Annotated in this window: 14 protein-coding genes; 13 read left to right on the top strand and 1 reads right to left on the bottom strand. The window is 66.0% G+C overall.

The genetic code is table 11. From position 1 onward, the window contains the following. Positions 1-694: phosphomethylpyrimidine synthase ThiC (locus VIM95_RS16510; protein ID WP_331987893.1), on the top strand; the 694-nt coding region annotated here is incomplete at its 5' end. Between the two features lie 61 nt (positions 695-755). Here VIM95_RS16510 and VIM95_RS16505 read toward each other — a convergent pair. Next, positions 756-1568 (bottom strand): hypothetical protein, encoded by an 813-nt coding sequence (locus VIM95_RS16505; protein ID WP_331987891.1) that lies wholly within the window; start codon positions 1566-1568, stop codon positions 756-758. Positions 1569-1724: 156 nt separating this feature from the next. On the opposite strand from VIM95_RS16505, the gene VIM95_RS16500 reads away from it, so the two are divergent. The 12 genes from VIM95_RS16500 (at position 1725) to VIM95_RS16445 (ending at position 14912) form a co-directional block, all read left to right on the top strand. Next, positions 1725-2669 (top strand): DUF1186 domain-containing protein, encoded by a 945-nt coding sequence (locus VIM95_RS16500; protein ID WP_331987889.1) that lies wholly within the window; start codon positions 1725-1727, stop codon positions 2667-2669. Between the two features lie 563 nt (positions 2670-3232). Then, on the top strand, positions 3233-5833 hold the full coding sequence (locus tag VIM95_RS16495) for a sensor domain-containing diguanylate cyclase (protein ID WP_331987887.1): 2601 nt from the start codon (positions 3233-3235) through the stop codon (positions 5831-5833). A gap of 294 nt (positions 5834-6127) precedes the next feature. Then, positions 6128-6451: a rhodanese-like domain-containing protein gene (locus VIM95_RS16490; RefSeq protein ID WP_331987885.1), complete on the top strand. Its 324-nt coding sequence runs from the start codon at positions 6128-6130 to the stop codon at positions 6449-6451. A gap of 531 nt (positions 6452-6982) precedes the next feature. Next, positions 6983-8203 (top strand): hypothetical protein, encoded by a 1221-nt coding sequence (locus VIM95_RS16485; RefSeq protein ID WP_331987883.1) that lies wholly within the window; start codon positions 6983-6985, stop codon positions 8201-8203. 88 nt (positions 8204-8291) lie between these two features. Then, complete coding sequence (gene hslV, locus VIM95_RS16480) at positions 8292-8825, top strand: ATP-dependent protease subunit HslV (protein WP_331987881.1); 534 nt, start codon at positions 8292-8294, stop codon at positions 8823-8825. A gap of 56 nt (positions 8826-8881) precedes the next feature. Next, the gene (hslU, locus tag VIM95_RS16475) at positions 8882-10207 is read left to right on the top strand and encodes an ATP-dependent protease ATPase subunit HslU (protein ID WP_331987879.1); all 1326 of its coding nucleotides are present in this window, start codon (positions 8882-8884) and stop codon (positions 10205-10207) included. A gap of 122 nt (positions 10208-10329) precedes the next feature. Further along, entirely contained in the window at positions 10330-11022 is a 693-nt protein-coding gene (creB, locus tag VIM95_RS16470) for a two-component system response regulator CreB (protein WP_331987877.1), read from the top strand. Then, a complete protein-coding gene (creC, locus tag VIM95_RS16465; protein WP_331987874.1) occupies positions 11019-12446 on the top strand; it encodes a two-component system sensor histidine kinase CreC in 1428 nt (475 codons plus the stop codon). The genes creB and creC overlap by 4 nt, the downstream gene beginning before the upstream one ends. A gap of 79 nt (positions 12447-12525) precedes the next feature. Next, positions 12526-13881, top strand: a complete 1356-nt coding sequence (creD, locus tag VIM95_RS16460; protein ID WP_331987872.1) for a cell envelope integrity protein CreD — start codon at positions 12526-12528, stop codon at positions 13879-13881. After that, complete coding sequence (locus VIM95_RS16455) at positions 13878-14153, top strand: hypothetical protein (RefSeq protein ID WP_331987870.1); 276 nt, start codon at positions 13878-13880, stop codon at positions 14151-14153. Before creD ends, VIM95_RS16455 begins: the two co-directional genes overlap by 4 nt. Further along, complete coding sequence (locus tag VIM95_RS16450) at positions 14144-14323, top strand: hypothetical protein (RefSeq protein ID WP_331987868.1); 180 nt, start codon at positions 14144-14146, stop codon at positions 14321-14323. Before VIM95_RS16455 ends, VIM95_RS16450 begins: the two co-directional genes overlap by 10 nt. Before the next feature lie 43 nt (positions 14324-14366). Beyond that, a complete protein-coding gene (locus tag VIM95_RS16445) occupies positions 14367-14912 on the top strand; it encodes a metal-dependent hydrolase (protein WP_331987864.1) in 546 nt (181 codons plus the stop codon). Positions 14913-14964 lie beyond the last annotated feature (52 nt).

The raw sequence follows: 14964 nt of genomic DNA, 5'->3' as shown, positions 1-14964 counted from the left end.
CAACGACGAGGCCCAGCTGGGCGAGCTGAAAACCCTGGGCGAGCTGACCCAGATCGCCTGGAAGCACGACGTGCAGGTGATGATCGAAGGCCCCGGCCACGTGCCGATGCAGCTGATCAAAGAGAACATGGACCTGCAGCTTGAGCAGTGCAGCGAGGCGCCGTTCTACACCCTGGGCCCACTGACCACCGATATCGCGCCAGGCTACGACCACATCACCTCCGGCATCGGCGCCGCGCAGATCGGCTGGTACGGCTGCGCCATGCTGTGCTACGTGACGCCGAAGGAGCACCTGGGCTTGCCGAACAAGGCCGACGTCAAGGAAGGCATCATGGCCTACAAGATCGCCGCCCATGCGGCCGATCTGGCCAAGGGCCACCCCGGCGCCCAGATCCGCGACAACGCGCTCTCCAAGGCGCGCTTCGAATTCCGCTGGGAAGACCAGTTCAACCTCGGCCTCGACCCCGACCGCGCTCGCGAATACCACGACGAGACCCTGCCGCAACAAGGCGCCAAGGTCGCCCACTTCTGCTCCATGTGCGGCCCGCACTTCTGCTCCATGAAGATCACCCAGGACGTGCGTGACTTCGCCGAAAAGCAGGGCGTCAGCGAGGCCGACGCGCTACAGAAGGGCATGGAGGTCAAGTCCATCGAGTTCATGAAGGGCGGCGGCAAGCTCTACGATAACGTCTGATCGCGCCGCGATAGTCGCAAAAGGAAACGGCAGCCTTGTAGCTGCCGTTTTCTTTTGCCCCCTAACAGTCGTCGTCCTCGGCGTGCAGGCCATGTCGGGCGCGGCGGCCCTGGCAAGCGGCCGGGATCACCGGCGGCCGGTCCGGCGCCGAGAATTCAAACAAAGTGCTGTCCGGCAGGTTGCGGTCGTAGACCGGAGGCTTCCAGCCCAGTTGCGCGGCGGTATAGAAGCGGGTCGGCAGCACGGTGCGGGTCTGGCCCAGCAGCATGGTGATCTTGCTGCCCGGTTCGGGCAGCGGTTGAACCAGTTGGGCGCGTTGTGAATCGCACAGCCCGCCCAGGTCTGCCACCCTTTGGCGGATCGCGGCCGGGGTGTCGATCTGCTCCACCGCCCAGGTGATCCGGCAGGCCAACCTGAGGTCCCCCAGCCTTACGGCATTGCGCGGCACCCCTTCGCTGCGTATCGCCACCGTCCAGCGGATATCGCCCTGCTTGCGGTTGATCAGCACACTGGCGTCCTCATCCAGCGCGGCCTGGCTGAAGGGCAGGATAAAGCGACCAAACGGGTCCACCGCCACCGGTATATGCAGATTGTCGCTGACGATGGTCAGCCTTACCCCCAGCACCAGGGATTCGTCCGCCACCGGCTCCAGCTGCAGTACCAGCGGCGCAGTGGGGGCCAACTGCCGGTAGCGATCGTAGGCCTTGAACGATTCAGCCATCTGCCGGTAGCGGCGCCATTCCACATCGCGCAGGCCGCTGATCTCCACCGGTGTGCGGGTCAGGGTGCTATCCGGCTGCTCGGGCTCGGCCGCCGCCGCTGGCAGACAGGCCAGCAGGGCTAGGCATAGAGAGAGGCGCGGCATGTGAAGCATGGGGTAGATCCCGGCTGAGGGCAGCCGCCATGGTGCCACGGTTCGCTGGTGGCCGGCGTACCGCTCGCGCAGTGGTCAGGGTTTACGCGACGGGCCGCTCGGGCGGCTACAATGGAGGGCTTGCTCCAGTGCATCTGTCAGACCAGAAAGTTCATCATGACCCAGCCCCATTCCGCCCTGCCGCAAGGTTGGCCTGCCGTCGCCGCCGATCTGCAGCGCTTTAATGAGCGCTTCCCCGAGGCCGCCCTGCAGGCCGTGCTGCAGCACCCCGAGGCCTACGTGGCTCAGTTGCTCGATGAGCTGCGTGACTGCGCCGCCCAGCCGGCCCAGCGTACCGATGATGCCGAAGGCTGGATGCTGCACCTCTACGCCATGCATTTGCTGGCCTCGCTGCGCGAGCCACGGGCCTTCCCGTTGCTCTTGGACATCGCCCGGCTCGATGGCGAGACCTTGGAAAACCTGCTGGGCGACCACCTGACCGAAGGTCTGCCACGTGCCTTGGCCGCCACCTGCGCGGCCGACGAGGCCGCCCTGCAGGCCCTGGCCGGCGACCGTAGCGCCTACTTCTGGAGCCGCTCGGCCGCCCTGCGCGCGTTGGCCCTGCGCACCCTCGAAGGCGACTACCCGCGTGCAGCCCTGCTGGAATGGCTGCAAGCCGAGAGCGAACGCGAGGCCGAGCGCATGGTGGACGAGAAGCTGCGTCCCGAGCAGGGCACCGAGACCGACTACCTGTCCGAGCTGGTGGTGACCATGGAGGAGATCGGCGCCGCCGAGCTGGCACCGCGCGTAGCCGAATGGTTCGAAGACGGCCTGATCGACGACGCCTTTCTCGATCCCAGCGAATCCAACAAACGCCTCTTGCGCAGTTGGGAAGACTGCCGCCGCGACGAGCTGGACCATGGCTGGGGCTACCCGCGTGACATCGTTGCCGAGATCGGCCGCTGGGCCTGCTTCCAGCCGGATGAAGACGACGAGGATGACATCGAGGATGCCCCCAAGCATCCACCCATCGTGCGCGATAGCCCCAAGGTCGGCCGCAACGACCCCTGCCCCTGCGGTAGCGGCAAGAAGTACAAGAAGTGCTGCGGGGCGAGCCTTTGATCTTTGATTGAGCGGCGCGTAACCGTCGCATTCAACGTTGGCGCCCGGGCTATCCCCGCAAGGGGGAGGCCGAAGTAGTAAGCCACCTGACGGTGGCAACGACTTCGCTCACCCGGGCGCTTTCCATTTGTTCGGTCTGACACAACGGCTCTCGCTATATCGAGCCCCTACCCCTCCCGCAGCCTTGCACGCACAGGTTCTAGGCTCGCTTGCTCGCCAAGAACTCTGGCAGCCGCCCGCCGGCGGGGAACCTCGCTGCGCTCGACCTATCTTGGAACCCGCAGCGAGTGCTCGAACGGCGCTTAGCGCGTGAAATGGTCGGGGGCAGGTCAGCGACTCTCAAGAGGTTCGAAGCGCGCGAGCCGCTTTTTGACGCATGGCCCGCAGTCTCTTGTCGCGCTGTCGCGCCCTAGCGACGCTGGAATCGGTACCAGGGTGGCGGGGGCATTCCAGTGGCCTGGGTCATAGCCAAAATTGGCAGCAAAGCGGGGCGATTTGTGGAACAGTATGCGATAACGGAATCGCCGACCGCTTTCCCGTCCCCCTCCTTGGGTACCGATGCCATGTACCTGGAACTCTACGCCGACGATGCCGACCTGGTGTCGCTAGAGGCCCGCATTGCGGACCCGGGTGGGGCTGCGCCCTTGGCACAGGTCGGCCTGGCCTGGCATCTGCGCCAGCGCGATAGCCGGCGTGCCCTGACCCTGGCGGCCGAGGCCGTCGCCCGGCTGGAGCAGGACCCGGCCGATCAGACCGCCCTCCTGGCCCGTATCGCCCTCCTGCGGGCCGAGGTCGAAATCCTCTTCACCCGTTTCGATGCCGCGGCCGGCCTGATTGAGACCGCCCGCACCGGTTTTGTCAGGCAGGAAGACCTGCTGGGTACCGGCGACTGCCACCTGACCGCCGCCCTGCTGGCCAATGCCCGCGGTGACGGTGAGGGCAGCCTCGCAGAGGCGCAGGCCGCTCGCGATTGCTACGGCAAGACCAGCGATCACGCCCGCTGCCAGATTGCCGCCGCCTGGACGGTGCATGCCGCCACCTATCTGGACCCCGGCAGCGGTCCTGGCGCCGTCAAAGCCCTGCAAGCCGAATTCCCCGAGCTGGTCCCGCCGGCCCAGGTCATCCTCGGCATGGCCGAAGCCTTCAACCAGTTCAACGCCGGCCAGTACGCCTACGCCGCGGTCTACCTCGCCAAACTGATCGGCGTCTCCGAGCGCATGGGCATGATCCATTGGCGCATCCGCATCGGTAACACCCTGAGCGCCGCCTTTGCCAACCTCGACGACAAGGAGAGCGCGCTGCCCTGGGTCGAGCAGACCCTGGCGCTGGCCCGCGCCAGCCACTGGCCGGTCGCGCTGGGCGAGACCCTGGCGCTCCTGGGTAGCCTGGTACACGCCGTGGGCCAGACCGAGCGCAGCATCTCCCTGCTCAGCGAGGCGGTCGATTGGCTGCGGGCGGTGCCTGAATCGCGCAGCATGGCCACCGCCAACTGCTACCTCAGCCAGGTCAAGCTGGCCGCCGGCCGGCCGGCCGAGGCCCTGCAGCATGCCCTGACCGCCGAGCAGATCGGCGGCCGGCTGGCCGCCCACGCCGTAGTGGCCGATGCACGTATCCTGGCCGGCCGTGCCTGCGCTGCCCTGGGCGAGGGCGAGCGGGCCCGTCAGCTGGTCGAGGCTGGTCTGGCCCTGACCGAACAGCACAATCTGCCCTTCTGGCAGGTCGACGCCCTACAGGCGCTGGCCGAGATCGACGGTGCCTTCCCCCTGCCCGGCCGAAGTGCCTTGCCGCATCTGGAGCGCGCGGTCGAGGTGGTCAATGCCATGGGCGGCCATTCCGAGAGCGTGGCCCTCTTGCAGGCCCTGTCCCGAGCCCACGAGCAGGCGGGCGATCTGGCCCGCGCGCTGGACTATGCCCGCCAGGCCCATGCCAAGGCCGACAAGGCCGAACACCGCCGGGTCGCCAATCAGCTGGTCGCGCTCGAATTGCGCCATCAATCCGAGCAGCAGCGCATCGAAGCGGAACATCAGCGTACCCTGGCCGAGACCCAGCTGGTCCGTGCCCGGGAGCTGGAAACCTCCATGCAGGTGCTGGAGAACCTCGGCCGCATCGGTCGCGATATCACCGCCAATCTTGATATCGGCAGCGTCCTGCAATCCTTGGTCGCCCATCTGGGCCAACTGATGCAGGTCACCTATGTCGGCATGTCCCTGCTCGAACCCAATGGCCGCGAGCTGCTCCGGCGCGGGGTGGAGAATGGCATAGCCATGCCGGACCGCAAGGTGCCGCTCGATAGCCCCACCTCGGTGGCGGCACGCTGCGCCCGTGAGCGGCAGGAGATCCTGGTCGAGCACCAGCCTGGCCATCCGGCTGCCTCGCATATCCCCGGCACCCAGCAAGTGCTGGCCTCCTGGTTCGGCCCCTTGCTGGTCGGCGAGGAGCTGCTCGGGGTCCTGACCGTGCAGTCCGCCATCGAGCACGCCTACGGCGCGCGCGAGCAACTGATCTTCCGCACCCTCAGCGCCCACGTCGCGGTGGCGGTGGCCAATGCCCGCGCCTATGCCAAGCTCGGGGAGCAGCACACCCGCTTGCTCAAGGTCGAGGCCGAGATGCGCAAGCTCGCCACCACCGACTCGCTGACCGGCATCCCCAACCGCCGCCACTTCCTGGCTGCGCTCGCCAGCGAGGCCAAGCGCAGCCAGCGTAGCGGCCGGCCGGTGGCGGTCATCATGGCCGACATCGATCACTTCAAGTCAGTCAACGACACCCTGGGCCATCCCGCAGGCGATGCCGTACTGGTCCACGTGGCCCGCCTGCTGGACCACAACCGCCGCTCGGCCGATACCGTCGGCCGGCTGGGCGGCGAGGAATTCGCCCTGCTGCTGCCCGAGGCCGACGCCGACAGCGCCGCCGAGGTCGCCGACCGTTTGCGCCGCGTGATCGAGGCGTCCCCGGTCAACTGGCAGGGCAATCGCGTGCCGGTCACCATGAGCTTCGGCTGCGCCTCCCTGCGCGGCGATCTCGCTACCCAGGCGGTCGAGCAGATCGCTACCGAGCTCTTGCAATCGGCCGACCGCGCGCTCTACCAGGCCAAGCACACCGGCCGCAACCGCACCGCGCTATCGCGCGACGGCAAGAGCGAACTCTATCCGGTCGAGCCTGCTTAAAGGGTTGAGCAGCGTATAAGCGGATATGTCTGTGCAGGCGCTCGGGGGACCCGAGCGCTAAACATTGGTGCGGGCTGACACATAGGCTCTCCCCCTTTATCGAATCCCACCCCTCCGCCCCGCCCGCCGGCGGGGAACCTCGCTGACGCTCGTCAGAGCCCTGAATGAGGTTTGCCGCACCCTTCCTGTTCCCAGTGCCTATGTGCCGGACTTGGGGTGGTACTGATGGGCCGGATTGTCCGGCCGGGCCAGGCTGCGTACCATCGAAGCTTGTTCGCCTTATCGGATCACCCTATGAAACAACTTGCCCCGCAAGAACTGGCCACCTGGCTGGCCGACCCTGCTGCTGCCAAGCCGCTGTTGCTTGATGTCCGCGAGGACTGGGAATACGCGCTGTGCCATATCGCCGGTTCCAAGCACCAGCCCATGCAGACCATCCCGGGCAGCTACGGTGAGCTCGATGCCGATCGCCCTACCGTGGTCATCTGCCACCACGGCATGCGCAGCTATCAGGTTGCCGCCTTTCTGGAGCGGGCGGGTTTCGATGATGTTTACAACCTGGCCGGTGGCGTCGCAGCCTGGGCGGACGCCGTAGACCCAGCCATGGCTCGGTACTGAACCTGCGTCGGCGCTGCGCATAAAAAACGGCGCGGAGGGGAGTCCGCGCCGTGCAGTGATCCTGTTGGGGGACAGGATACGAGGAGAGCAACGCGAAATGCAGGGCACTCACGCAACTGGAACTGGGACTTGCGGCCCCCGCAGGGGTTCCGCAGTGCAGCAAAATTTTTCGGCCAAGCCGGCCCAGGGGCGCCGGTTCATGCATCCGAATTTCGCGTCTTGGCGACAGACGGTCTAAACTGGCAACTGGACGGACAGTGCCACGCACGGGCAACCCTGCTTTTTGTGGGGTCTACCACCAGCTGGCCTGCTACTTGCTACTGCCTCTCGGATGCGGCCGAAATTGCCGCAAGCGGCAGGGAGAGGACCTTCTGAGGTCCCGGCAGGAACGTTTGGATACAAAAACCGTGATGTGCGGCGGCAGGCAGAGGCAGTAAAATTTGCCGGCCATGCCATACAGGTGCGGAAAATCGGGGCTGAATCGTGGTGTTTTCCTTCTTCAAGAAAAAAGACGCAGAGTCGGACCTGCCTATGCCGGCCAAGCCGCGGCTGGTCCAGCCCAAGCCGCCGGCCCCGCTGCCCGGTGCGGCGCCTGCCGAAGTGGCGGCGCCGGAAGCTGCCGAAGCCAAGGAAAAGCGCGAACTGCCGGTGCTGGATTTCACCACCATCGGCCCCACCACCGTCTCTGGCGCCAAGATCCAGGTGGTCGAATCCACCGATATCCTCTCGCCCGCCATGGAGCAGGCCGCAGTCTGCTTCGCCAACGATCAGATCGACGACGCCATCGCCATCCTGGCGGCCGATATCGAGACCGCCGAAGGCCAGCATGCGCTCGATACCTGGCTGATGCTGTTCGACCTCTACCAGATGCGTAACCGCCACGCCGAGTTTGACGAGCTGGCGCTCAAGTTCGTGGTCGAATTCGAGCGCAGTGCACCGGTATGGCGCGAGACCAATGGCGCCGCCGGCAAGCCTGCCGTTGCCGCACCCGCTGCCAAGGCCGGTGGCCCGTCCATGCTGTTCCCGCAGAAAATCCTGGCCGACGGCGTGGAGGCCCTGCTCGACCAGCTGGAAAAGCATACCCAGGCCGGTGTACCGGTACGGGTGGAGTTCGGCCGGGTCGAGGAGGTCGAGCCGGCCGCCGCCGCCGCCATCGTCACCCGCTGGGCCAAGTTCAAGAAGAAGAAGGTCAAATTCCAGGTCGCCGGCGCACCGGCCCTGGCCGAAAAACTCAAGTCCCGCATCGAGGTCATGCGCCGGGTCGAGGATGAAGCCCCCTTCTGGCTGTTGCTCTTGGAGCTCTACCAGATGCTGGGCCTGCAGGAAGACTTCGAGAATGCTGCGGTGGACTACGCCGTCACCTTCGAGATGTCGCCCCCGTCCTGGGATGCCACCGCCAAGACCAAGACCGCTGCCGAGGTCGCCGCAGAGGAAGCCAAGCTGCAGGCCGAGGCGCCGGCCCTGCCCGAGCTGCATATCGACGCCTACCGCTTCGAAGGCCCCATCATCTCGGCCAGCGATGCCACTTTCGCCGGCCTCTGCAGCTATGCCGACAGTCACCAGCAGGTGCGGGTCGACTTCTCGCACGTGCCGCGGGTCGACTTCGTCAGCGCCGGCATGCTCATGAACGTCGTCGTCAGCCTTACCGCCCAGTCCAAGGTGGTGGTCATCATGGGTGCCAACGAGCTGATCGTCGCGCTGTTCCGCATCATGGGCATCGCCGAGGTTGCCACCATCATCCGCAAGAAGTAGCACCCTGCCGGCCGTCCTGGCCGGCTTGCAATCCTGCCAGGCGTTCCCATCTTTGAGTGATCCAAGCCAAGAACGGGAATCCCCTGCCATGCAGCAATTCGACGGAACCACCATCGTCTCGGTCCGGAGTGGCGAGCGCGTCGCCCTGGGCGGCGACGGCCAGGTTACCCTGGGCAATGTGGTCATCAAGGCCACCGCCCGCAAGGTGCGCAAGCTCTACCACGACAAGGTGCTGGTCGGTTTTGCCGGCGGCACAGCCGACGCCTTCACCCTGTTCGAGCGTTTCGAGGCCAAGCTGGAAAAGCACCAGGGCCACCTCCTGCGCTCGGCGGTCGAGCTGGCCAAGGACTGGCGCACCGACCGCATGCTGCGTCGGCTCGAAGCCATGCTGATCGTGGCCGATACCACCGCCACCCTGGTCATCACCGGCAATGGCGACGTGCTCGAACCCGAGCAGGGTATCGCCGCCATCGGCTCCGGTGGCGCCTTTGCCCAGGCCGCCGCCAAGGCCCTGGTGGACAACACCGAACTCGCCCCCGAGGTCATCGTCAAGAAGGCCCTGGAGATCGCTGGCGACATCTGCATCTATACCAATCACAACCACGTGATCGAAACCCTCTAGTCCGCCCGCGGTCCCAACGCTACGCCGCCCGACTTTAGCCAGACAGGCCCCAAGCAATGACTCAGATGACTCCGCAGGAAATCGTCCACGAGCTGGACAAGCACATCGTCGGCCAGCACAAGGCCAAGCGCGCCGTCGCCGTGGCGTTGCGCAACCGCTGGCGCCGCCAGCAGGTGGCCGAGCCGCTGCGTGGCGAGATCACCCCCAAGAACATCCTCATGATCGGCCCCACCGGGGTCGGCAAGACCGAGATCGCCCGCCGCCTGGCGCGTCTCTCCAACGCCCCCTTCATCAAGGTCGAGGCCACCAAGTTCACCGAGGTCGGCTATGTCGGCCGTGACGTGGATAGCATCATCCGCGATCTGGTCGAGATCGCCCTCAAGCAGACCCGCGACGTTGCTACCCGCCGCGTCCGTGCCCTGGCCGAGGACGCCGCCGAGGATCGCGTGCTGGATGCCCTCTTGCCGCCGCCGCCGGCCCAGTTTGGCATCCACCCGGCCCCTGGCGCCGAATCGGGCGAGACCCGCCAGAAATTCCGCAAGATGTTGCGCGAGGGCAAGCTCGACGACAAGGAGATCGAGGTCGAGGTGGCCGAGGCCGCCATGAGCGCCGAGATCTTTGCCCCGCCGGGCATGGAAGACCTGAGCAACCAGATCCAGAGCATGTTCGCCGGCCTGCAGCAGCAAAAGCGCAAGCGTACCAAGCTCAAAGTGGCGGAAGCCATGAAGGTGCTGGTGGAAGAAGAGGCCGCCAAGCTCGTGAACCACGACGAGCTCAAGGCCGAAGCGCTGGCCGCGGTCGAGCAGAACGGCATCGTGTTCATCGACGAGATCGACAAGGTCACCAGCCGCTCTGAGGGCCAGGGCGGAGAAGTCTCGCGCCAGGGCGTGCAGCGCGACCTGCTACCGCTGGTCGAGGGCACCACGGTCAGCACCAAGTACGGCATGGTCAAGACCGACCATATCCTGTTCATCGCCTCCGGGGCCTTCCACCTGGCCCGCCCCAGCGACCTGATCCCCGAGCTGCAGGGCCGCTTCCCCATCCGGGTGGAGCTCGATTCCCTGAGCGTGGCGGATTTCGAGCAGATCCTCACCGGCACCGATGCCTGCCTCACCCGCCAGTACGAGGCGCTGCTCGCGACTGAGGCTGTCAGGCTCAACTTCACCGCGGACGGTGTACACCGGTTGGCCGAGATCGCCTTCCAGGTGAACGAAAAGACCGAGAACATCGGTGCCCGTCGGCTCTACACGGTGATGGAGCGCCTCTTGGAAGAAGTCGCCTTCGGCGCCCTGGCTGGCGAAGTCAGCGTCGACGCCGCCTTTGTCGACGGCCGCCTGGGTGAGCTGGCCCAGTCCGAAGACCTGGCCCGCTACGTCCTGTAAGCCGGCGCCCGCTTCATCCCCGCCTTGCCGCCGGCCTGGCGGGGTGCTGATCGGTCATAACGATGGCAAAAGCGCCCGCGGGTTTGGCGGCGCTCGTGGGTGGCGGTCTACAATCGCCCTCCATGAGCAAACGCATACTGCTGATCGAAGACGAGGCCGCCATTGCCGATACGGTGGTCTACGCCTTGCAAAAGGAAGGCTACACGGTGCAATGGCACAGCCTGGGACTGGCTGGCCTGGCGGCGCTGGATGGCGAAGGTGCTGATCTCCTGATACTGGACGTAGGCCTGCCGGATACCGATGGCTTTACCCTCTGCCGCACGCTACGCCAGCGGCACAGCCTGCCGGTACTGTTCCTGACCGCGCGCGTTGACGAGATAGACCGGGTGGTCGGCTTGGAACTGGGGGCGGATGACTATGTGGTCAAGCCCTTCAGCCCGCGCGAGCTGGTGGCGCGGGTCAAGGCCATCTTGCGGCGCGGTGCCGCAACGCCCATGTCGGCCGGTACGAGCCACGGCTTGCAGCACGATGTGGCGCGGGCCCGCATCTGCCTCAATGGTCAGCCCTTGGAACTGACCCGCTATGAATACCGGCTGCTGGCGTTGTTGCTGGCCCAGCCGGAGCGGGTGTTCAGCCGCAGCCAGCTGATGGACGCGGTCTGGCAGGACCCGGCGGCGAGCTTTGACCGTACCGTCGATGCCCATATCAAGAGCTTGCGGGCCAAGCTCAAGCAGACCGATCCGGCCTGCGACCCCATCCGCACCCACCGGGGCCTGGGTTACAGCCTCAGCTGGCAGGGCGACGGCCAGCCATGAGGATAGGCCTGCGCATCTTCCTCGGTTACTTCGTAATGACCGGGCTCGTGGCCTGGTTTCTGCTGTATACCGCCCGCGACCGGCTGCAGCCGGCCCTGCGCCAGTCCATGGAAGACACCCTGGTGGACAGCGCCAACCTCCTGGCCGAATTCGCCCGTGCCGATCTCAAGGCCGGCACGGTGAGCCAAGGGCAGTTCGCCAAGAACCTGGAAGCTTTTGCCCAGCGGCGGCTCAACGCCGAGATCTGGGGGGTGCGCAAGGACAAGCCCAACCACCGCATCTACCTGACCGATGCACAGGGCAAGGTGCTGTATGACTCCGACCACTTGGCCGAGGGGCAGGACTATTCGCGCTGGAACGACGTCTACCGTACCCTGCAGGGCCGCTATGGCGCCCGCACCAGCCCCGGGGATGCGGCCGACCCGGAAAGTTCGGTGATGTATGTGGCAGCGCCGGTGATGGACGAGGGCAAGCTGATCGGGGTGGTGACGGTGGCCAAGCCCTCGGGCGCGGTGCAACCGTTCTTTGACCAGGCCTTCCGGGGCCTCGCCAAGGCCGGTGGGGTGGTGCTGGTGGCCGGCCTACTGCTGGGCCTCTTGCTGTCGTGGTGGATCACCCGTTCGCTGACCCGGCTCGAGGATTATGCCCATGCGGTGGCGCGCGGGGAGCGGGTGGGCCTGCCGCGTCTGTCCGGCCGTGAGGTGCGGGTGCTGGGCGAGGCCTTGCAGGACATGCGCGAGCAGCTGGAGGGCAAGCAATACGTGGAGCACTATGTGCACGGCCTGACCCATGAGCTCAAGAGCCCGCTGGCCGGCATACGCGGTGCGGCCGAGCTGATAGCACCGGACATGCCGGCGGCGGACCAGGCGCGCTTTCTGGGCAATATCCGGGCGCAGACCCTGCGCATGACCGAGATCATCGACCGGCTCCTGGCGTTGGCCAAGCTGGAGAGCCGCCAGAACCTCGAGGGCGTGAGCCGGGTCGACCTCGCCGAGCTGCTGGCCGAGGTGGTGGCAAGCCGAGCGCCGCAGCTGGCGCAAAAGCAGCTGCAGACCCGGATCACCACGGTACCGGATGCATTGCTGGACGGTGAGCGCTTCCTGCTTGGCCAGGCCCTGGCCAATCTGCTCGATAACGCCATCGCCTTTGCCCCATCGACCAGCACCATAGACCTGGCGGTCCAGCGTGCGGATGGCCGGTTCTTGATCACGGTACGTGACCAGGGTCCGGGTGTGCCGGACTATGCCCTGCCTCGGGTGTTCGAGCGTTTCTATTCGCTGCCGCGACCAGACGGCAGCGGCAAATCCAGCGGGCTGGGCCTGCCCCTGGTGCGCGAGGTGGCCACCCTGCATGGCGGCGAGGCGACGCTCGCCAACCGACCCGAGGGCGGCGCCGAGGCTCGGCTGCTGCTGCCCGTCGGCTGACTTCACACGACTTCACACTGGCAGCATCGTCAACGCACAGGACCACAGCACACTCCGGGCATTAACCAAGGAGGGTGTGATGACCAAGTCATTGATCTGGAAACTGGCGGCAGTGGGGCTCCTGGCCCTGTTGCTGCTGATACCGTTGACCATGGTGCGTGGACTGGTGAGCGAGCGGCAGGCCTATCGGCAGCAGGCGCTGGCTTCGATCGCCGACGGTACGGCCGGCAGCCAGCTGGTGGCGGGACCGGTGTGGGTGCTGCCCTACCAGCAGCGCATGACCGAAGTGACCGACGAGAAGACCGGTGCCAGCCGCGAGGTCTGGCGCAATTACCAGGTGCGCATACTGCCGGACAAGTTGGCGGTCTCGGGTACAGTAAGAACCGAGCCCCTACGGCGCGGCATCTACGAAACCCGACGCTACACAGCCCATCTCAATATCAGTGGGCAGTTCAAACTACCGGAACGGGCAGGTCTGGCAGAGAGCGGGAACTACCGCTGGGGCCAACCCTATCTGAGCGTGGGTCTGCAGGATGTACGCGGCATCAAGGCGACGCCGACGATCAACTGGGGCCAGGAGGTACTGGCCACCGCGCCGGGCGCGCAACTGAAGGCACTGGGCAACGGCGTGCATGCCGACCTGCCAAGCTATGACGGCAAGGCCGATAGTCGGGCCTTCAAGCTGGTCATGAGCCTGGAAGGCATGGACGAGCTGAATGTGCTGCCTTTGGGGCGCGACACCGAAGTCTCGCTGCAGTCGGACTGGCAACACCCAAGCTTTATCGGCCGTTTTCTGCCGGAAAGCCGCGATACCGGCAAGGCGGGCTTTGCCGCCCGTTGGCGCAGCAGCTGGTTTGCCAGCAATCTGAACGAGCGTTTCGAGCAATGTGCCGTCGGCGCCAACGAGGCCGACTGTGCCAACTTCCACGCGACCTCACTGGGCGTGCGGCTGATCGAGCCGGTCGACGTCTATCTGCAGTCCGACCGGGCCGTGAAATACGGCTTTCTGTTCGTATTCCTGACCTTCTGTACCTTCTTCCTGACCGAGATACTCAAGCGCGTCTCCATCCATCCGGTGCAGTACGGCCTGGTGGGATTCTCGCTGGCGATCTTCTTCCTGCTCCTGCTGTCCTTTGCCGAGCAATGGACCTTCGTGCCGGCCTACCTCGCGGCGGCCGGGGCCTGTGTGCTACAGAACAGCTTCTATGCCAGCCATATCCTGGGTAGCCGCTGGCGCGGTTTGGGCTTTGGCAGCCTGCTGGCCGGGCTGTATGGGCTGCTCTACGTGCTGCTGCGCTCCGAGGACCACGCCCTCTTGCTGGGTTCGGTACTGCTGTTCGCCCTTCTGACGGTGGTGATGGTGCTGACCCGCCGCCTGGACTGGTATGCGCTCAACGGAGGTGAGAGCCAGAGTAACCACGCGGAGGCGGCATGAGCACGCTGCATTTGCCTACACACCCGGCCAGCCTGTTCCGGCCCCGCCGGGGCCTGATCCGGGCGGCCCAATGGTGCGGGCTGACGCCCGCCCTGATCGGCACGACCATCATACTGGCCTGGGCGGCGACCTCGTCCACCATCCTGCCGCTCCTGGGGGCGCTCAATGTGCTGCTGGGCATTGCGCTCTTTGGGGTGGGACTGGGCCTCGTCGGTGCGGTCTATATGCAGGCCGGCGCCTGCTGCCGGGCTGCGGGGTCGCCTTGGCCCTGATTTCGGCCAACTTCCCTTTGGCGGCCGGCTATACGGTGCTGGGCATGAAGCTGGAAGAGCACCGCATGCGGGAACGCCGTTGCGAGCTGGCGGCCCGCCAGGTGCAGACCGAACCAACCGATCTGGCCGATGCGCGGCGGCGCCCTTGTCCCATCGACATGCCTGATTGAGCGATGACCGGCCCGCAAGGGCTGGCCAGCACGAGGAGGAAATATGCCGACCATCATCAGCCACGCGGCGGTACCGCTGGCATTGGGTCTTGGCCTGGGGCGGCGCTGGATTTCACCGCGCTTGCTCCTGGCCGGGGTGGTGCTGGCCATGCTGCCGGATCTGGATGTGCTGAGCTTCAAGCTGGGCGTCGCCTATGGCGACGCACTAGGGCACCGCGGCTTCAGCCATGCCTTGCTGACAGCGGCGCTATGCGCGGCGGGCCTCAGCGGTGTGGCACGCTACCTGGGTGCACGGCTGTGGATGTGCTGGCTGTTTCTGTTCGTGGCCATGGCCTCGCATGGCTTGCTCGATACCCTGACCAATGGCGGGCACGGTGTGGCGTTGCTGTGGCCCTGGTCCGACACGCGCTGGTTCGCGCCCTGGCGACCGATTGAAGTCTCGCCGATAGGCTTTAGCTTCCTTAGCCTGCGTGGGCTGGTGGTGCTGGCCAGCGAGCTGTTGTGGATCTGGCTGCCGGCTTGGGTGGTAATGCTATGCCTCTGCGCCTGGCTACCCGAAGCCAAGCCCTGGCAAACCGCTCAGGCGTGACGGACGGCGAGGGCCTGGGCCAGTTGCACTTGGTCGGCGGCAGCGTACTGGG

The sequence above is a fragment of the Chitinimonas sp. genome, assembly GCF_036568685.1.
Classification (GTDB): Bacteria; Pseudomonadota; Gammaproteobacteria; order Burkholderiales; family Chitinimonadaceae; genus Chitinimonas.
This window is presented reverse-complemented; position numbering and strand designations above follow the sequence as displayed.